This is a genomic window from Bradyrhizobium sp. AZCC 2262 (assembly GCF_036924535.1).
Taxonomy (GTDB): domain Bacteria; phylum Pseudomonadota; class Alphaproteobacteria; order Rhizobiales; family Xanthobacteraceae; genus Bradyrhizobium.
Genome location: NZ_JAZHRT010000001.1, coordinates 1,347,530 through 1,370,908, shown reverse-complemented (window position 1 = coordinate 1,370,908; position 23,379 = coordinate 1,347,530). Strand labels below are relative to the sequence as shown.

The 23,379-nt window shown below is 62.5% G+C and carries 23 protein-coding genes and 1 pseudogene; 7 read left to right on the top strand and 17 right to left on the bottom strand.

All coding sequences use genetic code 11. The features are described 5' to 3' along the window. Window positions 1–43 precede the first annotated feature (43 nt). Complete coding sequence (locus tag V1283_RS06330; protein WP_334385580.1) at window positions 44–508, top strand: DUF488 domain-containing protein; 465 nt, start codon at window positions 44–46, stop codon at window positions 506–508. A gap of 100 nt (window positions 509–608) precedes the next feature. On the opposite strand, the gene V1283_RS06325 is transcribed toward V1283_RS06330, so the two are convergent. From V1283_RS06325 to V1283_RS06295, 7 genes are all read right to left on the bottom strand, one after another. Beyond that, window positions 609–1,523, bottom strand: a complete 915-nt coding sequence (locus tag V1283_RS06325) for a PhzF family phenazine biosynthesis protein (protein WP_334385579.1) — start codon at window positions 1,521–1,523, stop codon at window positions 609–611. A gap of 13 nt (window positions 1,524–1,536) precedes the next feature. Next, window positions 1,537–2,847, bottom strand: a complete 1,311-nt coding sequence (locus tag V1283_RS06320; protein WP_334385578.1) for an adenylate/guanylate cyclase domain-containing protein — start codon at window positions 2,845–2,847, stop codon at window positions 1,537–1,539. 106 nt (window positions 2,848–2,953) lie between these two features. Then, on the bottom strand, window positions 2,954–4,120 hold the full coding sequence (locus V1283_RS06315; protein ID WP_334385577.1) for an ABC transporter permease: 1,167 nt from the start codon (window positions 4,118–4,120) through the stop codon (window positions 2,954–2,956). Next, window positions 4,117–5,061, bottom strand: a complete 945-nt coding sequence (locus tag V1283_RS06310; protein WP_334385576.1) for an ABC transporter ATP-binding protein — start codon at window positions 5,059–5,061, stop codon at window positions 4,117–4,119. The genes V1283_RS06315 and V1283_RS06310 overlap by 4 nt, the downstream gene beginning before the upstream one ends. Beyond that, a complete protein-coding gene (locus tag V1283_RS06305) occupies window positions 5,058–5,843 on the bottom strand; it encodes an HlyD family secretion protein (RefSeq protein ID WP_334385575.1) in 786 nt (261 codons plus the stop codon). The genes V1283_RS06310 and V1283_RS06305 overlap by 4 nt, the downstream gene beginning before the upstream one ends. Next, a complete protein-coding gene (locus V1283_RS06300; protein WP_334385574.1) occupies window positions 5,840–6,550 on the bottom strand; it encodes a TetR/AcrR family transcriptional regulator in 711 nt (236 codons plus the stop codon). The genes V1283_RS06305 and V1283_RS06300 overlap by 4 nt, the downstream gene beginning before the upstream one ends. Window positions 6,551–7,406: 856 nt before the next feature. Then, entirely contained in the window at window positions 7,407–8,774 is a 1,368-nt protein-coding gene (locus tag V1283_RS06295; protein ID WP_334385573.1) for an IS5 family transposase, read from the bottom strand. A gap of 422 nt (window positions 8,775–9,196) precedes the next feature. Here V1283_RS06295 and V1283_RS06290 point away from each other — a divergent pair, with 422 nt between their 5' ends. The 3 genes and pseudogenes from V1283_RS06290 to V1283_RS06280 all read left to right on the top strand — a co-directional run bounded on the left by V1283_RS06290 (window position 9,197) and on the right by V1283_RS06280 (window position 11,439). Then, a complete protein-coding gene (locus V1283_RS06290; RefSeq protein WP_334385572.1) occupies window positions 9,197–9,982 on the top strand; it encodes a hypothetical protein in 786 nt (261 codons plus the stop codon). 180 nt (window positions 9,983–10,162) lie between these two features. After that, window positions 10,163–10,912, top strand: a complete 750-nt coding sequence (locus tag V1283_RS06285) for a cupin domain-containing protein (RefSeq protein ID WP_334385571.1) — start codon at window positions 10,163–10,165, stop codon at window positions 10,910–10,912. 99 nt (window positions 10,913–11,011) lie between these two features. Then, window positions 11,012–11,439, top strand: a pseudogene (locus tag V1283_RS06280) (hypothetical protein). 116 nt (window positions 11,440–11,555) lie between these two features. On the opposite strand, the gene V1283_RS06275 reads toward V1283_RS06280, so the two are convergent. Then, window positions 11,556–12,527: a tripartite tricarboxylate transporter substrate binding protein gene (locus V1283_RS06275; RefSeq protein ID WP_442895703.1), complete on the bottom strand. Its 972-nt coding sequence runs from the start codon at window positions 12,525–12,527 to the stop codon at window positions 11,556–11,558. Between the two features lie 563 nt (window positions 12,528–13,090). Further along, entirely contained in the window at window positions 13,091–14,179 is a 1,089-nt protein-coding gene (locus V1283_RS06270) for a TRAP transporter substrate-binding protein (protein WP_334385569.1), read from the bottom strand. Window positions 14,180–14,514: 335 nt separating this feature from the next. Here V1283_RS06270 and V1283_RS06265 point away from each other — a divergent pair, with 335 nt between their 5' ends. Continuing rightward, window positions 14,515–14,724, top strand: a complete 210-nt coding sequence (locus tag V1283_RS06265; RefSeq protein WP_334392968.1) for a dodecin — start codon at window positions 14,515–14,517, stop codon at window positions 14,722–14,724. 95 nt (window positions 14,725–14,819) lie between these two features. Here V1283_RS06265 and V1283_RS06260 read toward each other — a convergent pair whose 3' ends face one another. Continuing rightward, on the bottom strand, window positions 14,820–15,041 hold the full coding sequence (locus tag V1283_RS06260; RefSeq protein WP_334385568.1) for a hypothetical protein: 222 nt from the start codon (window positions 15,039–15,041) through the stop codon (window positions 14,820–14,822). Between the two features lie 490 nt (window positions 15,042–15,531). Between V1283_RS06260 and V1283_RS06255 the strand changes: the two genes are divergently transcribed. Further along, a complete protein-coding gene (locus V1283_RS06255; protein WP_334385567.1) occupies window positions 15,532–16,581 on the top strand; it encodes an MBL fold metallo-hydrolase in 1,050 nt (349 codons plus the stop codon). A gap of 47 nt (window positions 16,582–16,628) precedes the next feature. Here the strand turns inward: V1283_RS06255 and V1283_RS06250 are convergent, their stop codons facing one another. Further along, complete coding sequence (locus V1283_RS06250) at window positions 16,629–17,039, bottom strand: DUF2000 family protein (protein ID WP_334385566.1); 411 nt, start codon at window positions 17,037–17,039, stop codon at window positions 16,629–16,631. Between the two features lie 92 nt (window positions 17,040–17,131). Then, the gene (locus tag V1283_RS06245) at window positions 17,132–17,521 is read right to left on the bottom strand and encodes a DUF4189 domain-containing protein (protein ID WP_334392967.1); all 390 of its coding nucleotides are present in this window, start codon (window positions 17,519–17,521) and stop codon (window positions 17,132–17,134) included. A gap of 220 nt (window positions 17,522–17,741) precedes the next feature. Here V1283_RS06245 and V1283_RS06240 point away from each other — a divergent pair, with 220 nt between their 5' ends. Continuing rightward, window positions 17,742–18,365, top strand: coding sequence for a GNAT family N-acetyltransferase (locus tag V1283_RS06240; protein WP_334385565.1), 624 nt, complete (start codon window positions 17,742–17,744; stop codon window positions 18,363–18,365). 13 nt (window positions 18,366–18,378) lie between these two features. On the opposite strand, the gene V1283_RS06235 is transcribed toward V1283_RS06240, so the two are convergent. The 5 genes from V1283_RS06235 to V1283_RS06215 form a co-directional block, all read right to left on the bottom strand. Next, the gene (locus tag V1283_RS06235; protein ID WP_334385564.1) at window positions 18,379–19,983 is read right to left on the bottom strand and encodes a molybdopterin-binding/glycosyltransferase family 2 protein; all 1,605 of its coding nucleotides are present in this window, start codon (window positions 19,981–19,983) and stop codon (window positions 18,379–18,381) included. Continuing rightward, complete coding sequence (locus tag V1283_RS06230; RefSeq protein ID WP_334385562.1) at window positions 19,980–20,684, bottom strand: XdhC family protein; 705 nt, start codon at window positions 20,682–20,684, stop codon at window positions 19,980–19,982. Before V1283_RS06230 ends, V1283_RS06235 begins: the two co-directional genes overlap by 4 nt. Next, on the bottom strand, window positions 20,681–21,010 hold the full coding sequence (locus tag V1283_RS06225; protein WP_025589337.1) for an XdhC family protein: 330 nt from the start codon (window positions 21,008–21,010) through the stop codon (window positions 20,681–20,683). Before V1283_RS06225 ends, V1283_RS06230 begins: the two co-directional genes overlap by 4 nt. Window positions 21,011–21,023: 13 nt before the next feature. Next, window positions 21,024–22,229, bottom strand: a complete 1,206-nt coding sequence (locus V1283_RS06220; protein ID WP_334385561.1) for a vWA domain-containing protein — start codon at window positions 22,227–22,229, stop codon at window positions 21,024–21,026. 113 nt (window positions 22,230–22,342) lie between these two features. Next, a complete protein-coding gene (locus tag V1283_RS06215) occupies window positions 22,343–23,251 on the bottom strand; it encodes an AAA family ATPase (RefSeq protein ID WP_334385560.1) in 909 nt (302 codons plus the stop codon). Between the last annotated feature and the right edge of the window lie 128 nt (window positions 23,252–23,379).

Below are 23,379 nucleotides of genomic sequence, written 5' to 3'. Positions count from 1 at the left end.
CATTACCGTAGCCTTGCGCCAGCGACATAATGTCTGGATCGATATGGCACGCAGGGCAAAGCGCCTCTTCACCATCGGTTATGAGCAGACGCCGCCGAAGGCGGTGCTCGACGAATTGGAAGCGGCCGGCGTCAAGCTGCTCGTGGACGTGCGCGCGGTGGCGTCGTCGCGGCGGCCGGGGTTCTCCAAGAATCAGCTCGCAGCCGGCCTCGACGAACGCGGTATTTCCTATCTGCACCTCAAGGGCCTCGGAACGCCAAAGAGCGGTCGCGAGGCGGCGCGCAGCGGCAAGTTCAGTCTGCTGCACAAGATCTATTCGGCGCATCTGAAGACGGCGCAGGCCAAGGAGCAGCTCGACGAGCTGTCGGCGCTGGTGAACAAGTCCGGTCCGGTGTGCATTCTCTGTTATGAGCGCGACCACACCCATTGCCACCGGCAATGGATCGCGGAGCTCATCGAAGAGCGCGACGGCGTGAAGGTGGAGAATCTGGTCGCGCCGCAGGTGTAGAGCCGTAGCCCGGATGGAGCGCAGCGCAATCCGGGAACGGTACCGCAGGCGGATCGAGCTGCCCCGGATTACGCTGCGCTCCATCCGGGCTACGAATCGACTACCCCTTCCCATCAAGCCGGAACGTTCCCTCCATGATCTGCACGCAACTGCCGCCGACATGGATCGAAGCGACCGCGCCATTCTGCTTGCGAACGCGCGTCAGCAAGAGGCTCGGCCGGCCCATGTCGACGCCCTGCCCGATCTTCAATCTCAGTTCGCCGTCCTTGATGTCGTCGAGATCGGCCAGCAGCGCCGCGCAGGCCGCCGTCGCGCTTCCGGTCGCAGGATCTTCGGACAGTCCGCTGGCGCCGGGATGGAACATCCGCGCCTGCAGCTCGCACGGCCTTTCGCTTGCCGGCACATCGCGCGTGTAGAAGTAGACGGCGTCGCTGCCGTCGCACGGGAAGGTTTTTGCGAACGCCGCGGCATCCGGCCTGGCCCGCCGCAGCGCCTCGCGGGAGGCGACCTCGACGGCCAGAAACGACAGCCCGACCGAGATGATCTGTGGCGGATGCCGATCGGTCTTGACGTCGCCAGCCGACAGCGAGAGGCAGGCCGCCGCCTGTTCGACATCGAGATGCGACATCCGCTTCAGCGGCTGCGGTGCGGTGAATTCGGTGCTGACCACCCTGCCCTGCTCGGTCACGATCTCGACCGGCACGAGGCCTGCTCCCTCCTCGAACAGCAGCCGCGCCGGCGGCTTCGCCGCCAGCGTCGCCAGCACGAACGCTGTGCCGACATTTGGGTGGCCCGCAAACGGCAGCTCCCGGTTCACCGTGAAGATACGCACCTGCGCATCGTTCGCGCTGTCGGCCGGCGGCAGCACGAAGGTCGTCTCCGAATAATTGAACTCGGTAGCGATCGCCTGCATCTGTTCGGTCGACATCCCGCCGGCGTCGAGCACGACGGCAAGTGGGTTGCCGCCGAAGGCGCGGTCGGTAAAAACATCCACAGTGATATAACGCCGCTGCATTTCGTTTACTCCGTTATCCCAACCGCCATACGGCCATCGGCCGCTCGTAGCCCCTGACGTCGACCTCGCCGAGCGAGACGGCATCGCCGCACGCTTCGCCGAGCGCGTCGCGAACCGCTTCCGAGATCAGGAATTGCGAATTGAAGTCCTTGTTGAGCGCCTCGAGCCGCGAGGCGAAGTTCACGGTGTCGCCGATCACGGTGTATTCCTTGCGCCGTGGCGAGCCGATACTGCCCGCGACCACTTCGCCGATGTGAATGCCGATGCCGATGCGCAGCGGCCAGCTCGTCGCCTCATTGACCCGCGCATTGGCGTCCAGCATTTCGCGCGCCGCGGCGACCGCCCGGTGCGCCGGGTCTGGCGCTTCCAGCGGCGCGCCGAACAAGGCCAGGAATCCATCGCCCAGAAACTTGTTCACGATGCCGCCATGACGATCGAGAATATCGACCAGGATTGCAAAGGCGCCATCGAGCCGGTCCACGACTTCCTGCGGCGAGCGCGTCCGCGCGCCGGCCGTGAAGCTGCGGAAATCAACGAACATGACGGCGACGCGGCGGATGTCGCTGTCGGTTTTCGTGCCCTCGGCCATCAGCCGCTCGACCACCTGCGGCGAGACGTGCTGGCCGAACAGGTTAGTGATGCGGTCGCGCGCGGTCGCCGCCTTGATGCTGGCTTCGAACTGCCGCCGCAACTGCATTCCGACCGCGCCCGCGAGCATGCCGCAGATCAGAATAATGAGGCTGCGCGCGGCGTGATAATAGAGGGGTTCGGCCTGGGCGCCGACAGCCGGATGATAGAACATCGCCATGCAAAACAGCTGAACGGCGGCGACTGCGCCGGTGAAGGTGGAGAGCCAGAAATCCAGCCGCAGCGTGGAGAGGATGATGAAGATGAAATAGGTCATCGGCCCGACGAAACCGAGCGCGGCCACCGACCCCATGCTGTTGATGTGCAGCGCCAGCGCGATCGTCGGCATCGAGGTCTCGATCAGCGCGCCGATATAGCGCCGGACCACCGGCAGGTCGCGGCCCTGCCGCATGTGGCGGGTGATCTGGCTATGCACCCACAATTCGAACAGGATGAACGGCACGATGATCGAATAGAGGTATTCCGGCTTCAGATTGCCGTGCCAGACGCGACTCACCGCCTCGGAAGCGAAGAAGTAGACGGTGCAGAGGATGACGCCGAGAAGCACCGTGGTTGCGATCAGCGCCTTGATCCGCAACAGCTCGGTCGTCATCACTTCCTGCATCAGCGCGCGCTGGAAGTCAGCCGATACTCCCGTGTCTTGGTCTTTTTTCCTCTTGTCCCAGAACCTAGCCATCGAAGCCCCTTGTCATTCCGGGGCACGCGTCAGCGTGAACCCGGAATCTCGAGATTCCGGGTTCGGCGCTTCGCGCCGCCCCGGAATGACTGCAAAATATATAGCCTCAATCGAGTGTGCGACGGAAGCGTGTCACGGCGATCGTCATCGCCACCAGCATCAGTGCAATGAGTGCAATCGTATCGTATTGCAGGTTGGAGGGCGCCGCGCCCTTCAGCATGATGGCGCGGACGATGCGGATGTAATGGGTCAGCGGCAGCCCTTCACCGAGATACTGCGCCCAGACCGGCATGCCCGCGAACGGAAACATGAATCCGGACAATAGAATGCTGGGCAGAAAGAACATCATCGACATCTGCATCGCCTGCAACTGGTTCTGCACGATGGTGGAGAAGGTGTAGCCGATCGACAGATTGGTGGTGATGAACAGCGTCGTCAGAACAGCCAGCAGCGTCACGCTGCCGAGGATCGGCACCCCGAACAACAAAACCCCGATGCTGACGATCAGCGTGGCCTGGATGAAGCCGACGATCACATAGGGAATGATCTTGCCGAACATCACCTCCACCGGCCTGATCGGCATTGACAGCAGGCTCTCCATGGTGCCGCGTTCGATTTCGCGCGTCACCGACAGCGCGGTGAAGATAAGCATGGTCATGGTCAGGATGGTGCCGACGAGGCCCGGCACGATATTGAGGCGCGATTCCGCGGCGGGGTTGTAGCGGGCATGCGCCCTGATCTCGAACGGCATCGCGGGCGGATCGCCGATATGGAGGTCGTGCGCGAGCGCGGTCTGCACGAGCACGCCGAGCGATCCGAGCGCCGTGCCTGACGCGACCGGATCGGTCGCGTCAGCCGCAACCAGCAGCGCGGGCTTGTCGCCGCGCCGCACCGCACGCTCGAAGCCGCGCGGAATCTCCACGCCGAACAGTACCTTGCCGGACTGCAGCAAATCGTCGAATTCGTCGACGCTGTGCACTTCGCGGGTGAAGCGGAAGTAGCTGGTATTCTCCATCGCCTTCAGCACCGAGCGCGCCAGATCGCTGTCCTCCTGGATCAACACCGCCGTCGGCAGATGGCGCGGCGTGGTGTTGATGGCGTAACCGAACAGCAGCAACTGCATCACCGGGATCATCACGATCATCGCGAACGAGACGCGGTCGCGGCGGAGCTGGATGAATTCCTTGACCAGCATGGCATAGCTGCGGCGCCGGAAGCCGAAGGCCGGCTCCGGGATGTCGCGATTCTGATTGGTTATCTCGGTTGCACTCATTGGAAATTGTCCTTTGAGCGGGTCATGAGATCGATGAACACGTCTTCCAGCGACGGCTCGCTGTCCTGCCAGTGCCGCCCGCTTGTGTTGCGATAGGGAGCGATTGTCGCCTCCAGCGCGGCTTTGTCGCGTCCGGAGACATGCAGGCTGGTACCGAACGGCGCCACCATGTCGATGCCGGGCTTGCCGGCGAGCTCGGCCGCGAGGCCGTTGAGATCGTCGCCCGAGACCGTCCAGGTCGACAACGCCGATTTCGCGATCACCTCATCCACCGTGCCGTGCGCCAGCAGGTGGCCGTAAGCGATATAGGCGATCTCGTGACAGCGCTCGGCCTCGTCCATGTAATGGGTGGAGACCAGCACGGTCAGCCCTTCGGCAGCGAGCGCGTGGATCTCATTCCAGAAATCGCGCCGCGCCTTGGGATCGACGCCGGCGGTCGGCTCGTCCAGCAGCAGCAATTGCGGATTGGGCAGCGTGCAGGCGCCGAGCGCCAGCCGCTGCTTCCAGCCGCCCGAAAGCTCGCCGGCAAGCTGCTCCTCGCGGCCATTCAGGCCGATGCGCTGGATCATGTCGCGCGCAGCACCCCGCGCGTCACGCAGGCCGTAGAGCCTCGCGACGAATTCAAGGTTCTCGCGCACCGAGAGATCCTGATACAAGCTGAAGCGCTGCGTCATGTAGCCGACCTGGCGCTTGATCTTGTCGGCGTCGCGGCGGATGTCGTAGCCGAGGCAGGTGCCCTCGCCGGCATCCGGCGTCAGCAGTCCGCATAGCATGCGGATGGTCGTGGTCTTGCCGGAACCGTTGGGCCCAAGGAAGCCGTAGATCGAGCCGCGCTTCACCTGCATCGAAAGGTCATGCACGACCTCGCGGCCGCCGAACGATTTCGACAGGCCCTCGACGTTGATGGCGATGTCGGAGCCTGATGCGGGAACAGAACTCATCGCTTGTCCGCCATCGGCGTTCGAGGGTTGAGAAACACGCTGATCGGCTGGCCGACGCGCAGGACATCGGGCCGGCTCGGCCGCGCCTGGATCAGGTAGACCAGCTTGTTGCGCTCATCGAGGCTGTAGATCACCGGCGGGGTATATTCCGCCGTGGTCGCGATGAAATAGATTTTTGCGGTGAGATCGGCCGCGCAATTGTCGCAGGTCACCCTCACCTCGTCACCGATCGAGAGTTTTGGCAATTCCGTTTCCGGCACGAAGAAACGCAGCTTCATGTTGCCGGGCGGCATGATCGACAGCACCGGCCGCTGCGCCGGCACCATTTCGCCTTCGCGGAAATAGATCTGCTGGATGGTGCCGCCGACCGGCGCAAAGCCGCGCCGCCGCGCCAACCGGGTCTCGGAAGTGTTGACGCGCGCTTCCGCAACACGCAACGCCGAGGTCGCCGAATCGAGGTTGGCCTGCGTACCGGAGCCGGTCTTGCTCAGCGACGATGCGCGGTCAAAGGTCTGCTGCGCGTTGGCGAGCGTCGCCTTGTTCTGATTGAGGTCGGCCTGCTGCAAATCGTCGTCGACGAAATAGAGGAGATCGCCGGGTTTGACCTCGTCTCCCTCGCGCACATTGAGTTTTGTGACACGGCCGGTTTCATCCGGACTGACGAAGATCATGTCGGCCTCAACCCAGCCCTGAAAACCCGGGTCCCTGCGTTCGTTGCAGCCGGTGAGCACGGCGGCGAGCGCCAGCGCGGCCAGAATTGTCGTCATTCGCGACGAGGTCATGTCGTCCTCCGTTCGCCAAAAATCAGATCGAGATGCACCCGAAACATTTCGATCGCATCCAGTGGCGCGTGTTTGCTGAAAAGGCTCTGCCAGATCACGGCGATCATCGCGGGCGCGATCAGGATCTGCGGAAACTGCGCGAGGTCCTTGTGCTGGATCTCACCACGGGCGATGCCCAGCGAGATTGCAGCCCGCATCCCGGCAAGACCCTTTGAGACCACCTCGCGGTAGTAGAAGTCGGCAATTTCGGGAAAACGCGGTCCCTCGGCGACGATCAGGCGCACGATGTCGCCCCGCCGCGTCGTCGTCACCTCTTGAATAAAAGTGCGGGCAAAGCCCTCGATCATGTCGCGAACCGACGCGCCGACAGGTGGCGGGCCCGCGCCAAGCTGGTTCACCAACGGCACGATGGCGGTTCGTATCAGGTCCTCGAACAGCGCTTCCTTGTCCTTGAAGTGCAGATAGATCGTGCCCTTGGCGACGCCGGCGCGCTTGGCGACATCATCGAGCCGCGTCGCGGCAAACCCGCGGGCAATGAACTCATCCATCGCCGCCTCGATGATCGCCTCGCGCCGCTCGGCCGCGCGTTCGGCGCGGTTGGAGGCAGGCTTGAGCGGCGCCGGAGCGGCCGGTGCCGTCTCCCCGGCCCGGCGATTGGCGGGTTTCGAGGCGGATTTCCGGGTATTTTTGGTGGTTTCGTTTGCCATATTCGAATTATGACTGACTAGTCAGTCATTGTCAATTTGTATCCCAAAACGCCTTTTCACGTGGGCGTGACTGGCATCTGCGAAATTCGATCGCCGCCCTCTGGGGGATTTTGTGCCGCCCGAACGGCACGCGATATCCCACACATGCGGGGTATCCAGTGCGCTGCGGCCTATCCGCGTCATTGCGAGCGGAGAGAAGCAATCCATTCCTCCACTTGCGGAGACGTGGATTGCTTCGTCGCTTCGCTCCTCGCAATGACGGGTGGATATGACTTCGCATTCTCGCGACACACTGCGCCCGAGGTTTGCATGAACTTGTCCCCTCCTTCGAAATCGGAGGGAGCAGGGAATGCCGGGTGCTTGCTGCACCCGCGGTCTCGTGTGCAATGTTGGTGAGAGATGCGCACACGAGCATACAGGTACAGCCGAGGCACGCCGGCATTCCCTGCGCAATGGGTTGACGGCTTATGCCGCGCTCTCCCTGGAGACGAATTCCTCTTGCCTCCATCGCCGGCGAATTGACGGTTCATCGAAAACCCGGTTGGGTTTGCGCAAACCTCCGCCGACTTCACACCAGCAACGGGTGTCGGGACCACACGGTTTTGCCGTACGCATCGAGCGCCGTCATCCTGCGCACCGTTTGCCGCTCATGAGGTTCAACTCACCCTGCGGCATCTTGTGCGCCGACGCCCTCGCGTCCACCGCATCCCGCCTCGCGTTCGTGACGACCGCGATACGCCCCTCTTGTCGAGGCGGGACAGCGCGGAAAAAACACTGATTTGGGGATGAAAGTGAAGAAGTATATTTTTGCAGGGATAACTGGACGACCCAAATCAGATTGAATCTGTTCAGCAAATTAGTCGGCCGTGAAGAATCCTGGATTTTCAGGCTGGATTGACCCGGGGAAGGTGGCGATGATTTGCCACAACAAGAGCCTGAGCCAGCAGATCAGGCGGCGGAAGTTATAGCCGACGGCGGCGAGGACGGCGTTGATGGCGTCGCCTTCACGATGCCAGAGGTAGTTGCGGCCCATGCGGTGCTCGGATTTGAGGTGGCCGATGACCGGCTCGACGGCGGAACGCCGTCGCAGCTGGCGCTTGATCTGTGGCGTCACCCGCCGCTTCTGTCCTGAGATGAACACCCTGAACTTGTAATCGGGCGGAGCGTTGTGGCCGCGATAGCCCTTGTCGAGGAGCGCGCGCTCGATGGTGTTGCCGATCAGCGCCTCCATCTCGGGGATGACGGTTGCAAGTGTGTGGCCGTCATAGGGGTTGCCGGGCAGCGCCTTCACATGGCTCACGAACTGCCCGCCCTTGGCGTGCGCCAGCGTAGTGGCGACCGAGACCTTGACGCCGAACTCGTAAGGCCGGTGCGCCTTGCCCTTGCCGATGCATTCCACCTCCGGCGCGTGCAGCGAGTAGAGCTTCGGGCCACGCTGGCGCTGCTTCTGCTCGAGCACTTGTCGCGCCCGCGCCAGCATGCGCTCCAACACGACCCCCCCGAGCAAGTCGGCGTTGCCGCCGAGTTTGCGGCCTATGTCGCGGATGATGCGGCCGAGATAGATTTTGAGCTTCTTCAAGGCTCTGTTGGCGCGCTTGAACTGCTTGGCGTGGGCATAACGCTGGTGCTTGATCAGCGCGAACTTGCCCACCCTGGCATAGGACTGGCGCAGCTTGACACCATATCGCTTCGCCAGCCGGACCAGGATCTCGCGGGCGCGGTTCAGCAGCCTGGCATCGGTCGGGAACATCACGTTCTTGGGCTGCACCGTCGTATCAATGATGACCCGATTAAGATCGGCCGGTTTGATCGCCTCGGTCTTGCTGGCCACCGCAAGGCTCTCCTGCAGCAAGGCCTGCAACTTCTCCTCGCCCATCCGCTGTCGCCAGCGCGTCAGCGAAGAGCGATCGAACACCAACCGGTGCTGGAAGAACTCCTCGCCGCAGAAGAACTGGTAATAGGGGTTCTCCACCCAGCGCTCGCACAACACCTCATCAGAGAGGTCGTAGGTGTGCTTGAGGATCGCGAGTCCCGCCATCAGGCGGGTCGGTAATGGCGGCCGGCCCGGCTTGTCCTCATAGACCGCCCCGAACCGCTGCTCCAGGAACGACCAGTCGATCGTCTGTGCCAGCTTCACCAGCGGGTGGCCCATGTCGATGATCGCGTCCAGCCGCGAGCGCAGAAGATCGGCTTGTCCCGTCTCTCGTCGTTCCCTTGGTCGCATCGCTCCCTCCGATGCGATGACGGAATCACGGCTCGCGATTCGACGGAATCCTCAAAAATGAAATTGCAAGCTTTTGGGCAGTCAAAGCCCCAAAGCTTGCAATCTCAAAGCCAATCTCGCCCGGAAAATCGATTCTTGATCAACCGCTTGGATGGTTCTTCACGGACGACAAATTAGATTTCGCGCGCACCGCTTCTCCGCCACAGTCCGACATCGTCGCCGCAATCCGTAACCTCTGACCGGACATAACCTGGGCGTGCAAAATCGACACAAATGATACTGATAGGACCTTACGATCCTCAGCCCCGTGCATCTACCTGTGTCGTGTCTGCAAAGCGTCATCGTGCGTTAACGATGCGCGCAAGGCTCTTCTTAAGGGGAAGCTCGGATAATGGTTTCGACCATTGCCGCAAGAGTTCTCCATGAAGCGCACACGCCCCTCTGTCATAACCGCACTCTTTTGGGCTTACTGGGATTTGTGCCACGTGCTGCCAAAGGCCTGGCGCCCGGCCCTGTTCGCCTTTCTGGTGCTGGCGTTTGGGAGCTTGGCGGCGGCGGTTGGGCCGCTGCTGCTGACGTATGATCCGCTGGGACAAGCGGTCATGCGGCTGACGATCCTGGTTGGAATTTGTTTCCTGCTGACGCCGTTTTTCCTGACGATCCACCGGTTTCTGCTCCTTGGCGAGGACGCAACACGATACGATCTCAAACCGTCCAGCCCGCGCTTTCAGCTGTTCTTCGGCTGGCTCGCCGTGATTGTTGTTCTGATGAGTTTTCCATCGACTCTGGGCGCTCTCGCGGCGGCCAAGGCTCCCCTCAATTTCTTCAGTGGACCTTCCCCCGATCTTGATTTCGCGATCCTCGCAGCTGCGCGCATTGTTGTGTTCATCATCGTCCTGCGCCTGTTCGTGCTTTTTCCGGCAGTGGCGGTCGATGCACCGGGGGTCGGCTGGCAAAACGCGTTCAGCGATACGGGCAATCACCTCTGGTTTGCCCTTGCGGTAACGATCCTGCCGTTCATTCCAGTCGGATTGCTCGGCGTCGCGGTCGCCCCCCTGTTCCGGTTCTCGCCAGGGAGCCTGACCGGCCTGGTCGCAAGCCTGGTGTGGCTCGGCGCAGCGCTGCTTATTGCATCGACACTCGCGGCCGTGATCGCATCGCGTCTCTACCAGGTCGTAGGCGATCGGCTGAACACGCCCTTGCGCTAAGGGGGACTACGCGACGCGCATGATGTCCCGGTCCTGACGCCTCGTTGCGCCCCTGACTTCCGGGCTCGAGCTAGCCGGAAGTAGGCTGGCCAATGTTCACGTCCTTGTTACATTTGCGGGCCGCGCGCCGATCATTCCTTGATTGCAGCGGCTGATGGCACGTGACAACGGAGGATGCGGATGGGCAGGTTCTCTCGGCAGTTTTCTTGGCGCTGGTGGTCACGGGGCAAGAACAAATCCTCCGATGATGTGGAGCTTTCCGCCGAACGACTTGAAGGCGGGGATCGGCGTCAACTGCTGCAGGCGCTCTCCGCCATGGTCGGCGGAGGCGCCCTCGCCGCAATGCCACAACCGGCTGGCGCAAAAGATTCGAGCGAGCTGCCCCCGCCCAAGCGGGCACTGACCGGCCGCGATGAAGCCGGCAAGTCGGTGTTCAAGTCCTTTGACGTCACGTCCAAGGTGGCAGAGATCGATTCCAATCCGGGACTGACTTTCTACGAGCTCTACATGACCGAGGGCGTGCCAGGGCTCACCGGCCTGGAGCCGGACCCGATGCTCAAGGGAACGAAGGACTTTCCCGGCCCGGGCGGCACGCTGTTTCGCCTGATCTCGTATCCGCCCAAGCGCCCCGAAGGCTACAAGCCGCCGCCGGGCGTCACCTTCGAGAGCGCGCTGAAGGAACTGTCGGACAAGGTCCCCGGCATGGGCGACCATTTCGACCGCAGCGCGCCGGGCATGCACACCACGAACACCATCGATTACGGGGTCGTGGTTCGCGGCGAGATGACGCTGGAATTGGACGACGGAAAGATGGTCCATTTGCGCCAGGGCGATTGCATCGTGCAGAACGGCACGCGGCATCGCTGGCGCAACCCATTGCCGGAGCCCTGTCTGATGGCCTTCGTCTCGGTTGGCGGCAAGCGCGGCTGATCCGACCAAAGCCCAATGGTGCAAATACAATCCGCGGTATTATCATAAGCTGCCGCCGCAAGGCCCTCGCCCGATCGGGAAAAAAGAAGGGGTGATCGCATGACGCCAGACGGAATAGCCTTAGCCGCCATTGTCATCCTGCTTTTTCCGATGGGTTATTTTCTTCTGGCCGCGCCCGCCTTTCTGCTGGTGAAGCTCGACATCCCACAAGTCACTCAGCTGTTGCGCGGCATGTTCAGTGTGCATTTTCTGATGACGAGCATTGCCGGTGTGATCGGACGGTGGTCTTCGCCGTGACGGGCCGACCGGTTTTCGCCATTGGCATCGCCTTGATCACGGCTTTCGCGATCTGGGAGCGCAACTGGTTTCTACGCCAGTGGGATGACCAGCTCAGCGCCAGGGATGCCGGCGACGCCGAGGCGGTGCGCCGGCTACGCCGGCTGCATTGGGGCGGCATGCTGTTCAATGCGGTCCAGCTTGCCGCGATCGTTGGCAGCATTCCTTACGTCGCAGCCACTCAGGCTTGATCAGGTTTGCTATTGGAAGTGAAGCAGACGTTGCAATTGCCGAGATTGATATCCACTCGTGACTTAAAACGGACATAGGCCGACCGAAATCCCGTAGTTCGGCAGCCCCCTGCTGCTCATTCCCGTTTCATATTGGCCGCCAAAACCACCCTGCTCCATTTCTTGACCTCGTCCGAGATCAATTTGGCGAAGTCGGCGGGCGAACCGCCAAGAGCCGTGCCGCCCAGATCGGCAAGCCGCGCTTGGAGTTTCGGATCGGCGATGCTGACGTTGACTTCCTTGTTCAGTTTTTCGATGACTTCTTCTGGAGTGCGCCTTGGACCGCCAATGCCGAACCATGCGCTTGCCTCGTAACCGGGCAAGATTTCGTGCAGCGCCGGAACGTCGGGCAATATTGCCGAACGCGTCACCGTCGTTACCGCCAGAGCACGGAAATTGCCGGCCCTGACATATTCGATCGATGAGAGTAGCGGGCCAAAATAGACCTGCGCTTCGCCGGTAAGAAGGGCAGGAAACACCTGCGCGCCCCGATAAGGTACGTGAAAGAGATCGACGCCGGCCATTGTTTTGAACATTTCGCCAGCCACGTGGGGTGTAGATCCGATCCCGGCTGACGCCATATTGACCTTGCCGGGATTGGCCTTCGCGTAGGCGATGAACTCCGCGACTGTCTTGGCTGGAACCGATGGGTGGACCTCCATGACCAAGGGCACACGAACGATACCTGCGATCGGCGCGATATCACGGATGAAGTCGAAGTTGAGCTTGAGCAGGGCCGCATTGATCGCATGTGGGGTGGTAACCAGCAGCAGCGTGTAGCCGTCCGGGGCTGCCCGTACGACTGCTTCAGTCGCGATGCTGCCGGTAGCACCACTGCGATTCTCGATGACAAATGACTGTCCAAGTCGCTCCGACAGCGATTGACCGATCAATCGCGCGACGATGTCGGGTGCACCGCCGGGACCAAAGCCCTCAAGCAGGTGCACCTGTCGCGTCGGGTAGCTCTGCGCGCTGGCGAACCGGGATAATGCCGGAAGCGTGGCAGCGGCAGCTGCCAGATGCAGGAATTGGCGGCGCGGAACTTTCATTGCGGCCTCCCAAACTGCTGGCATGCGGAGTCCCTGCGGAGCCGCACGGGAGGCCGCACACGCAGACGTCAGTTTAATTTCGATGCACGCCTGCCGACGGCATGAACGCTGCGGCTAAGATAAAAGGGACTTCGGCACGTCCCGCTCGGCAGCTCATAGTCAGGCTACATCAGTTGCACGACCGGCGGAAGGATGAATTGAGAGCCATGCCAAGATCGGGCTTGAAGCCTGCCGGCATTGCGGGGGCGTCGTCTGGATTGCGGCTTTCGCGGTCTGGGCACGCGGGTGGTTTCTGCAGCAGTGGGATGCCCAGCTCAGCGCCAGGGATCCCGGCGACGCCGCGGCGGTGCGCCGGCCGCGGCGGCTGCATTGGGGCGGCATGTTGTGCAACGCGATCCTGCTTTTCGCTATCGTCGCCAGCATTCCTTATGTCAGCGCCACGGCGGCGTAATCAGCTGGTTGGCCGCATGAGCGGAGCGATATCCGGGGTTTAGACCCGGATGTCGCTTTCGCTCATCCGGGCTACGTTCTCTTCCTACCCGACTCTCCCGGTCCTTGCGCCCTCACCCCTTGCGCATTTTGCTGAGCAGGTAGTTGTCGTAATAGTTTTCCGCGATCTGCGTGTAGAACAGCACTTCCTTCATGTACGCGTCGTGGCTCTCCTTGGTCTTCTTGAACAGCGGGCTCTTCTCGGCGATCTCGTTCAGATGGTCTTGCGTGGCTTTGTAGCAGGCCTCCATGACCGGCTGCGGGAACGCGCGCAACTCGGCGCCACCGGCGACAAGCCGCTTCAGGGCGGCAGGATTGACGCTGTCATATTTTTCAATCATCCACGCGCCGGCGGCCGCACCGGCCTGGTTCAGGACGGCCTGATATTGCCTTGGAAGCGCATTCCACTTCTCTTCGTTGACGATCATGTGCAGCATGGCGCCGCCTTCCCACCAGCCGGGGAAATAGTAGTACTTCGCCACCTTGTAGAAGCCGAGCTTCTCATCGTCATAGGGCCCGACGAACTCCGCGGCGTCGATCGATCCCTTCTCGAGTGCTGAATAGACTTCGCCGCCCGCGATCTGCTGCGGCACGATGCCGAGTTTTGCCAGCACATGGCCGCCCATGCCGGCGATGCGGAATTTGAGGCCCTGGAGATCATCGACCGTCTTGATCTCCTTGCGAAACCAGCCGCCCATCTGCGTGCCGGAATTGCCGCACAGGATCGCATGCGTCTTGAAAGGTTTCAGCGCCTCGTTGCAGAGCTCGGCGCCGCCGCCGAACGACCACCAGGAATGCTGATGGCGATGGTTCATGCCGAACGGCGCGCCGGTGGCATAGGCCAGCGCCGGCTCCTTGCCGATGTAGAAATAGAGCGGCGTCTGCGCCATCTCGACGGTCGCCGAGCTGACGGCGTCAAGCGCCTGCAGGCCGGGCACGATCTCGCCTGCCGCAAAAGTCTGGATCTGAAACTTGTTGTCGGTGGCATCAGCCACGTATTTCGCAAAGGTCTGCGCCGTGCCGAAAATGGTATCGAGCGATTTTGGAAAGCTCGAGGTCAGGCGCCACTTGATCTCGGGCGCACCTTGCGCAATCGCAGGCGCCGCAATCAGTGTCGTCGCGCCGGCCACGGCGCCGCCTTTGAGGAACGTACGGCGTTTCATGATGTGCTCACTCCCTTAAGTCCAGGAGCCTTCCGGGACCATTCGGCCCTCAACATAACGAACTTCAGGGCATGCGTGGAAGCGCGAAACTGACTAATTTGGTGCGGTGTCACCTCGCACCACAACCATTGCGCACCGCCCTGATGGACATTGCCTCAGGCACGCGCCTCTCAGACGGATCCTGCCGCCCGCCCCCGCCAATCATTACCGGCCGTCGGAACCCGGATGAGAGCATGGCGTTGGCTCACGTCGGATCAAGATTCCGCCGTGGGGAAATAGACCTGATTGCCCCACGCCCATTACAACGGAGGTTCGCCGTGCCAGATCCCGCCGAAATGAAGGACCACGTTTACAAGATCCTCGAACTCGTCGGCTCTTCCGAGAAAAGCATCGAGGATGCCGTTCAGAACGCGATCACCCGCGCATCAAAGACCGTTCGCGGCATGAAATGGTTCGAAGTGGTGCAAACGCGCGGCCACATCGAGGATGGATCCGTTCGCCATTATCAGGTCGCTTTGCGGGTTGGATTTACCCTGGAGGGGTAATTCCTGACGAGGCAGCAGGACGAGCAGAGTGCGTCAAGATAACGACGCATCTGCCGTGCACGGACTCGGGTGCCCGCCGATCGAATGGATGTGGGCTATTGCGCGGTCAGCGACGTATCGGGGCTCGCCGCGCTAGCGCGCTCTCTCAACGCTTCGAACTCGCCGGGGTGATAGGTCGCCCCGTCGGGCGTTACGATCTCGACGTTCCAGCAGCCGTCCGATATCAGTTCTGTGGCTTTCTTCAACGCGGCTGGAACCGACGCCCGGTTAAGGGTCACGTTTCCCGCCGTATCCTGCGCAGTAATCAAAAACCTCATCTGACCGCCTCCCGGCGCGAGCCACCGGCCATTCTGGCTTGGCGAGCGGCTGCGTCAAGGGCGGAGGCAGAACTGCCACTGCCGCATCGTTTGTGATGTTGGGCGTCAACGTTATCCAAGCACCGCCACCTTCTCTGGCGCGCAGCTTCTTTCATATCCAGGCACTTCGCTTCGCAAACGGGTTCTCCCAGCCTCCCCGGCCCGCCGGCGCGCGCGGCGGATAGGCTGCCTCGCGACTTCCACCCTCGGATACTGGGTACGCTGGCACGCTCTGGTTTACCCTTCCAATCAGGATTAGAGTGCAGGTCCAGTAGAGAAGGAGCAGCAACTTCCCCTGGCCGGCTCATTTTTCTCACCGGCATCGGCCGGCAAGGCGGCGGTTTTGATTCCCACGTTCGCGGCGAATTGTGCGTGAACGACTAACGAAGCGGATCGCGAAACGCTGCTGCAATCAAGCGCAACTTGGGTTTCTCGAAGAGGAGGAGCTTCCATGGGACTTCGTGCAAATTTGTTTCTTGCGGGCGCACTTGCCGTCACGGCCGTCCTGGTTGCCGCGACGCCTATCGCGGCGGCCGAACCGGCCGGCCAGATCACGATCCTCTACGACGCTTTCGGCACTGACGCGGCGATGAAAAAGGATTGGGGCTTCTCGGCGCTCGTGGAAATCTCCGGCAAGCGGATCCTGTTCGACACCGGCAACGACCCGGATATTTTCGCAGCCAACGTCAAGGCGAAGAACATCGACCTCACCAGCATCGACTTCGTGGTGCTGTCACATCGCCACTCCGATCACATGGCTGGCCTGAACCATGTTCTGAGCGTGAATCCGACGGTGAAGATCTACGCACCCAAGGAAGGATTCGGCGTTTTCGGCGCGTCGCTGCCGTCGAGCTTCTACCGAAAGGACGAATCCTTGCCGCCCGGGATGCGCTACTACGGCGGCAAGCCGCCGGAAGTCATGAAGTTCGGCAGCGCCTGGCAGCGAGCCAACATCGAGCTTGTCGACAAGACAACGGAAATCGCCCCGGGCATTACGCTGCTCGCGCTTGTGTCTGATGCTCCAGGCACGCGGGAGCTCAAGGAGTTGTCGCTGGCTGTCAACACCGCAGACGGCGTCGTGCTCGTGGTCGGCTGCTCGCACCCCGGGATCGAAAAGATCGTCGAGGCGGCGACAGCCATCAATCCCAAAATTCGTTTGATCGCCGGCGGCTTCCACCTCGTCGTCGCACCGGACGAGGCCATTGCCAGGACCGTGGCAACGCTCAAGGACACGTTCAAGGTGGAGAGCATCGCGCCGGGTCATTGCACCGGCGAGCCGACCTTCGCAGCATTGAAGCAGGCTTACGGTGATCGCTACCTCTATGCGGGAGTTGGCACCTCGCTGCCGCTGGGACCAGGCATGGGCTCTGTTGGGCGACGTGGCGAGGGACCGGCAATCCAGCAGGATGATCTGGCCACCTACCGGAAACTCGCCCACCGCGAAGATCCGTTCGGCATTCTAAAGGCACGGAATTTGCGATCAGGGCTTTCGCGCCTGTAAAGGCGTTAACGGTATGAGGACCTCGCTCTGAGTTTGCCGGCCTGCTGTTAGCTGTGAAACTTCAGCCCGTCGACGATCTTGTCGATCACCTTGCGCTCGGCGCGCATCGCGAGGCCGACGAGCTTGAGCTCGGCGCGGATCACGGCCTTGACCACCTCACGGTTGGCGGCGTCATGCGTGGTCTTGAACATGTCCTCGGTATAGACGGCGGGCGTGACGTCTCTCGCCAGCGCCCGCTCCAGCGCGCGGGAAAGTGCGGCCCGGTCGGCGCCGTAGATCAGGATCGGCTGGCCGATCAGCGACAGATATTTGGTGCCTGACGCGTCGCCATAGGGCTCGCCGATACATTCGGGAAAGGCGGCGGCAATGCCGCCGGCGAGAAAGGAAGCGACGTTGAGTTTCTGCCACGCTTCAAGGTCGGTCCGGATGCTGACCGCGATCTTGGTGTCGAATTGCATGATTGATTTGCGCCGATGACGGGAATGGAACGGTTCGCGCCAAGCGTAGCGTCAATATTTCCAAAGCGGAAGTCCACCTCGAGTGAGGCAGCTCACCCCTTGGCGTCGCAGGCCCAGGCGCGGATGACGCATTCCTTGCCGCCGAATTCGTAGCACTTCTTGGTCGCGGCGTTGAGCGAGCTCGAAATTCTGGGCTTTACGGCATAGCCATGAGGACCGCAGGGATTGGTCATGTCGACGGCCAACGCCGCGCAGGCGCGCTTCATGGTGAGTGCGGTGCAGTTGCCCTTGCACTGCTTCAACGCCGCGGCGCGCGCTGCGGCTTCGGCAGGATAGTCAAAGGCCTGGCCGTAGGCGCCACACTTGCCGACGGCAAACGCGCCCGCCGCCCATGCCTTGGTGATGAAACCCGAGACGCCTAGTATCAGCGTCAGCGCAATCACAAACAACGCGCGGCGTTGCGCCGCAACGGTCGAAACAATCAAAATCCCCTCCCCCGAGGTAGCGAGCAGAATCTAGCCTACGGGGAGTTTCAACTTGGTGAACGGAAGCTTTTGTAGGGTGGGCAAAGCGCAGCGTGCCCACCACCGGGGTACCGCCGTTGATGGTGGGCACGCTTCGCTTTGCCCACCTTACAAATCTACCCCCGCCTTGCCGCTTCCAGCCTGCGGCATGTAGCGGTCCGTCGCGCCCGAGCCTAGAATGCCGCCGATGCTGACGTTGCGGCCATACATGTCGACTGATTTTGACGCTCTCTACGCGATTTCGCTCGCGACAGCGGATGCGGGCGCCGATGCTTCACGCCTCTATCATGACAAGCACCTCGTCGGCGCTATCTACTCCGCACCGTATGCGACGCTCGATCCCGATCTCGTGGTGATGGCTGCCGATGAAGAAGGCGTCGGCGGCTTCGTCCTGGGCGCCGTCGATACCGTGTCCTGGGAAGAGCGCCTGGAACGAAGCTGGTGGCCGCAACTACGCTGGCGGTATCCCGCGCCCGACCCGGAAGCACGCGGCAGTTGGACCCCCGATCAACGACGAATATCCATGATTCACAATCCTGAACGCGCACCCCTACAGGTCGCGCGGGAATTCCCGGCGCACCTTCACTTGAACCTCCTGCCACGGCTCCAGGGGCGTGGCGTTGGGACGCGGCTCTTTCACGCGTGGCTGCGACTGGCAAATGCGCGTGGCGCGTCGGCAATCCACGCACGCATCAATCGGGCAAACGCTCAGGCGATGGCGTTCTGGAGCAAGATGGGGTTTCGGCCGATCATGCCGCCGGAGCTGTCAGAGGGACGGACGGTGTGGATGGGCCGAAGCTAAAGGTCACCTTCCTCTAGCCTTGCCTTGCAGCTTCAAGCGCCTGCGGCGTGTCGATATCGAGGAATGCGCTCTGGCCATCGACCGGGACTTCGGCGACCGCTTCGGCGTGCTTGGCGATCAGATGGCGGGCGCCGATATCGCCGTCGAGCGTCATCAATTCCTTGAAGAAGCGGCGTGACCACAGAACGGGATTGCCGCGGCGGCCGTCGCTGACGGGCACGGCGATCAGATGGCCGCGGTCCGGCGCAAAAGTCTCGATCAACTGGTCGATCAGTTTGGCAGAGATCAGCGGCATGTCGCCGAGGCAGACGATGGCGCCATCGGCATTGTCGGGCACCGCCGCGATGCCAGCCTTGACGGAGGACGCCAGCCCACCGGCGAAATCCGGGTTGCGGGCGAATTTTACGTTGAGGCCCGCCAGCGCCTGCTCGACGAGATCGGCCTGATGGCCAGTGACGACGATCACCTCGGTCGCTTTCGACGCCAGCGCCTGTTCGGCGGCGATCCGCACCAGCTTCTTGCCGTCAATTTCGGCGAGCAGCTTGTTGGGGCCGCCCATCCGCGTCGAGCGCCCGGCGGCCAGCACGATGGCCGTGACGTTTCGATTGGCTTCGATGTCGGCCACGGTGCGGGGCTGGGGCCGGGTGACGATTTCCATCAAGAGGCCGCCGACGCCCATGCCGGTGAGTTCGGCGCGCGTGACCTTCAGCCCGGCGAGAAGGCGCATCAGCACCCAGTCAAAACCATTCTCCACCGGCGAGCGCGCGCAGCCGGGCGCGCCCAAGACCGGTACGCCGCCGGCGCTGCCGATCAGCAGCAGATTGCCGGGATCGACCGGCATGCCGAAATGCTCGATTCGGCCGCCGATCTCCGTGATCGCGGCCGGGATCACGTCGCGGCGGTCGGCGATCGCGGATGCGCCGAACACGATCACGAGTTCGGCGCCGAGGCCGAGCAATTCCTTGACCGACGCGGCGAGATCAGCCTCGTCATGCGGCACGCGGCGTTCGGCAATGATGCTGGCACCGGCCGGCGCCAGCCGTTCCGCGGTCACCCGCAGGGTCTTGTCGATCACCTTTGGTGAAAGCCCGGGCAATAGCGTCGAGACCACACCGACCTTCTTGATCACATAAGGCGCAATGCGCAGCGTGTCCTTGCCCGCGACATCAACGGCCGCATCACGCAGCCTGGCTTCGACACCGAACGGAATGAGTTTCACGGTCGCGATCATCTCGCCTTCGACCACCGGCTTGAACGCCGAGAGCGTCGCGAAAGTGATGGCTTCATCGACACCGTTGATGCGGTCGACCGCCGCGCGATCGACCACCAGCACGCCGGCTTTCGCAGCGAACAGGTTGGAGCGGCCGGTAAACGCGCGCTCGACATTGACGCCCTCGCCGGCGACCGCCTGCGCGATGCTGGCGGCGGCTTCGTCTTCGGAGACGTCGCCCTTCTCCAGCCGCACCACGACGATTTCTTTCACACCCGCCTTTTTGAGCGCCTCAACTTCGGCCGGGCCGACCGTGGTGCCCTTCTTGAGCACCAGCGCCCCCTGCCGCAGCGTGTGGACGGTGACGCCGCCAATCGCGTCGGCCGGACTGGCGGGACCGAACTTCATGCCGCCTGTACCTTCGCGGTTTCTTTCGGCAACCGCAGCTCGGCAGTAATCTCGGCCATGATCGAGACCGCGATCTCCGATGGCGACACCGCGCCGATGGAAAGCCCGATCGGCGCATGAATGCGCGCGATGTCGGCATCATCAGCGCCCTGCGCCTTCAGCCGCTCGGCGCGCTTGGCGTGGGTTTTTCGCGAGCCGAGCGCGCCGATATAGAAACAGTCGCGTTCGAAGGCGTGCAGCAGCGCTGGATCGTCGATCTTGGGATCATGGGTCACCGCGACGAACGCGGTGTAGTGGTCGATATTGAGTGGCGGCAGCGCCACATCGGGCCATTCGGCGATCAGCGGCACGTCGGGAAAGCGCTCGGGGCTCGCAAAGGCGGTGCGCGGATCGACCACCGTCACGTCATAGTCGAGCGAGCGCGCCAGCGGCGCCAGGGCCTGGCTGATATGGACCGCGCCGACGATGACGAGCCGTGCGGTCGGCGCGTAGACATTGAGGAACAGCTTTTTGCCGCCGCTCTCGACCATGCCGCTCTTGCCCATGCGGAGCTGCCTGGAAAGTTCAGCGCTCAATGGATCGGTAGCGATATCCTTCGCCTTCACCAGCCGCTGCTCGCCATTGGCGGTATCGGTGATCACGATGACCGGGCGGCGCGCGGCGCGCTCGACGTTGACCTGCGTCAGGGTTTCGAGCTTCACGATTGGCCTACCTTTTCGACGAAGACGCGGATGGTGCCGCCGCAGGACAGGCCGACGTTCCAGGCGGTCTCGTCGGCGACGCCGAATTCGAGCATTTTTGGCTTGCCGCTGGCGATCACGTCCAGCGCCTCGGTGACGACGGCGCCCTCGACGCAGCCGCCGGAGACGGAGCCCAGGAACGTACCGTCATCGTTGATGACGAGGCTGGAGCCGGCCGGCCGCGGGGCCGAGCCCCAGGTCTCGACCACGGTCGCCAGCGCCACGCCGTGGCCGGCCTTCTGCCAGTTCTCTGCGGCCTGCAGAATGTCTTCGTCGCGGTTGAGCATGGGAGAACCTCCTTCAGGCTGCCGATCGGATCAGGCTGCGATGGTGCGGCGGGGGCGGTGCCGAAAGCGCCGCGATCAGCCCTTCCATCGAGGTCAAGTTATGCACCGGGCGGAATTCGTCAACGTGCGGCAGCATCATTTTGATGCCCTGCGCCTTGGCCTCGAAGGCGCTGTAGCGCAACAGCGGATTGAGCCAGATCAGGCGGCGGCAAGACCTATGCAGCCGGTCCATCTCGAACGCCAGCCTGGCGTCGGCCTCGCGCTCCAGCCCGTCGGAGATCAAAAGCACGATGGCGCCCTGGCCCAGCACCCGGCGGCCCCATAATTTGTTGAAAGAGTGCAGCGAGGTCGCGATCCTGGTGCCGCCGGCCCAGTCCTCCACCGAGGACGAACAGCTCGCCAGCGCCTCGTCGGGGTCGCGCGCCCGCAGCGCCCGCGTGACGTTGGTGAGCCGCGTGCCGAACAGGAACACGGACACGCGCTTGCGGGCGTCGGTGATGGCATGGAGGAAATGCAGGAACAGGCGGGTATATTCGCTCATCGACCCCGAGATATCCAGGAGCGCCACGATCGGCGCCGGTTTTTCGATCCGGCCGAGCTTTCGGATGTCGATGATCTCGCCGCCGGTGCGCAGACTGCTGCGCAAGGTGCGGCGCATGTCGAGCCGCAGGCCTTTTGCGTCGGGCTGGTAGCGGCGGGTGCGCAGTTCGGCCTGCGGCAGCTTCATGTTGGCGATCGCTCGCGTAACCTCGGCGATCTCGGCCGCGCTCATCTGCGCAAAATCCTTCTTTTGAAGGATCTCCTTGTCGGACACCGACAGCCGCAGTTCCTGCTCCTGAACCTGCGGTGCCTCGTCGCGCGCCGAGGGCTGCGCTAAGGCCTCCTGCACGCGACGCGAGGCCGGCGGCGGCTTCTTCTTGGCGTGATCCGGCAGCGGCACCGAATCCAGCATGTGTTTCCAGTCTTCGGCGGCGCGGAAGAACAGGTCGAAGGCCTGCGCAAAGATCAGCATATGCTCGTGGCGCTTGACGAAGATCGCTTCCAGCGTGGCGTAGACATCGGCGCGATTGCCGATCTCGATCGCCTGCAGCGCGTTGAGTGCGTCGATCACCGCGCCGGGGCCAACGGGAATCCCGGCGGCGCGCAGTGCACGTGCAAAGCCGACGACATTGTCGGCCATGTGGCCGGTCGGCGGATTGAGATGATCGATGGTGGTCATGTTTCCACTCGCGTCATTCCGGGGCGCGCAGAGCGCGAACCCGGAATCTCGAGATTCCGGGTTCGACGCTGACGCGTCGCCCCGGAATGACGAACCCTACAACGACGCGCGGCTTAATTGTCGCTCGTCGCTTCCTTCAAAACCTTCTGCAGCGTGTCGCCCTGCATGCGCGCGATGTCGTCCTGGTATTTCAACAGCGCGCCCAGTGTATCGCCCACCATTTGCGGCGTCAGCGAGCGGGCGTCGAGTTCGGTCAGCGCGGTGGCCCAGTCGATGGTCTCGGCGACGCCCGGCGACTTGTAGAAATCCTGGTCGCGCAGCGCCTGCACGAAGCGGACGACCTGCTGCGACAGTTTTGCGGAAATGCCCGGTACGCGCGACTTGACGATTGCAAGCTCACGCTCGGCTTCGGGATAATCGACCCAGTGATAGAGGCAGCGGCGCTTCAGCGCGTCGTGGATCTCGCGGGTGCGGTTCGAGGTGATGATGACGATCGGCGGCTGCGGCGCCTTGATGGTGCCGAACTCGGGGATCGTGACCTGGAAGTCTGAGAGGATTTCCAGAAGATATGCCTCGAACGCCTCGTCGGCGCGGTCGAGTTCGTCGATCAAGAGCACCGGCGCGCCGGCGACGTCAGGCTCCAGCGCCTGCAGCAGCGGGCGCTTGATCAGGAAGCGCTCGGCGAAAATATCTGACGATAATTGCTCGCGGTCGGTATCGCCGGCGGCTTCCGCCAAGCGTATCGCAATCATCTGCGCGGCGCTGCTCCACTCATAGACGGCAGAGGCGACGTCCAATCCCTCGTAGCATTGCAGGCGGATCAGCTTGCGCCCGAGCGCCGCCGACAGCACTTTTGCGATTTCGGTCTTGCCGACGCCAGCTTCGCCTTCGAGAAACAGCGGCCGGCCCATGCGCAGCGACAGATAGGCCACCGTCGCCAGCGACCGCTCGGCCAGATAGCCGCGCGAGGTCAACAACTCGAGCATGCCATCGACGGATTTGGGCAGCGCCGATGCAGTCATGGGAAAGCCAATCTTGATACGCCTGGATCCTTTTCGGTTCTGATTGAACCAGAACCGGGCTCCAGATTCTTTTTTTGACGCGTTTTCTTCACGCGAACCGGTATCCACTTCGCTTGAAAACGCTCCAA

Coding starts and splice junctions, on each gene's coding strand:
- V1283_RS06330 (WP_334385580.1), top strand. CDS start 44: ATGGCACGCAGGGCAAAGCGCCTCTTCACCATCGGTTATGAGCAGACG.
- V1283_RS06255 (WP_334385567.1), top strand. CDS start 15,532: ATGGGACTTCGTGCAAATTTGTTTCTTGCGGGCGCACTTGCCGTCACG.
- V1283_RS06270 (WP_334385569.1), bottom strand. CDS start 14,179: ATGAAACGCCGTACGTTCCTCAAAGGCGGCGCCGTGGCCGGCGCGACG.
- V1283_RS06290 (WP_334385572.1), top strand. CDS start 9,197: ATGAAGCGCACACGCCCCTCTGTCATAACCGCACTCTTTTGGGCTTAC.
- V1283_RS06315 (WP_334385577.1), bottom strand. CDS start 4,120: ATGAGTGCAACCGAGATAACCAATCAGAATCGCGACATCCCGGAGCCG.
- V1283_RS06295 (WP_334385573.1), bottom strand. CDS start 8,774: ATGCGACCAAGGGAACGACGAGAGACGGGACAAGCCGATCTTCTGCGC.
- V1283_RS06275 (WP_442895703.1), bottom strand. CDS start 12,527: ATGAAAGTTCCGCGCCGCCAATTCCTGCATCTGGCAGCTGCCGCTGCC.
- V1283_RS06305 (WP_334385575.1), bottom strand. CDS start 5,843: ATGACCTCGTCGCGAATGACGACAATTCTGGCCGCGCTGGCGCTCGCC.
- V1283_RS06215 (WP_334385560.1), bottom strand. CDS start 23,251: ATGACTGCATCGGCGCTGCCCAAATCCGTCGATGGCATGCTCGAGTTG.
- V1283_RS06320 (WP_334385578.1), bottom strand. CDS start 2,847: ATGGCTAGGTTCTGGGACAAGAGGAAAAAAGACCAAGACACGGGAGTA.
- V1283_RS06310 (WP_334385576.1), bottom strand. CDS start 5,061: ATGAGTTCTGTTCCCGCATCAGGCTCCGACATCGCCATCAACGTCGAG.
- V1283_RS06240 (WP_334385565.1), top strand. CDS start 17,742: ATGCCGCCGATGCTGACGTTGCGGCCATACATGTCGACTGATTTTGAC.
- V1283_RS06285 (WP_334385571.1), top strand. CDS start 10,163: ATGGGCAGGTTCTCTCGGCAGTTTTCTTGGCGCTGGTGGTCACGGGGC.
- V1283_RS06220 (WP_334385561.1), bottom strand. CDS start 22,229: ATGACCACCATCGATCATCTCAATCCGCCGACCGGCCACATGGCCGAC.
- V1283_RS06235 (WP_334385564.1), bottom strand. CDS start 19,983: ATGAAGTTCGGTCCCGCCAGTCCGGCCGACGCGATTGGCGGCGTCACC.
- V1283_RS06250 (WP_334385566.1), bottom strand. CDS start 17,039: ATGCAATTCGACACCAAGATCGCGGTCAGCATCCGGACCGACCTTGAA.
- V1283_RS06260 (WP_334385568.1), bottom strand. CDS start 15,041: ATGAGGTTTTTGATTACTGCGCAGGATACGGCGGGAAACGTGACCCTT.
- V1283_RS06225 (WP_025589337.1), bottom strand. CDS start 21,010: ATGCTCAACCGCGACGAAGACATTCTGCAGGCCGCAGAGAACTGGCAG.
- V1283_RS06325 (WP_334385579.1), bottom strand. CDS start 1,523: ATGCAGCGGCGTTATATCACTGTGGATGTTTTTACCGACCGCGCCTTC.
- V1283_RS06265 (WP_334392968.1), top strand. CDS start 14,515: ATGAAGGACCACGTTTACAAGATCCTCGAACTCGTCGGCTCTTCCGAG.
- V1283_RS06300 (WP_334385574.1), bottom strand. CDS start 6,550: ATGGCAAACGAAACCACCAAAAATACCCGGAAATCCGCCTCGAAACCC.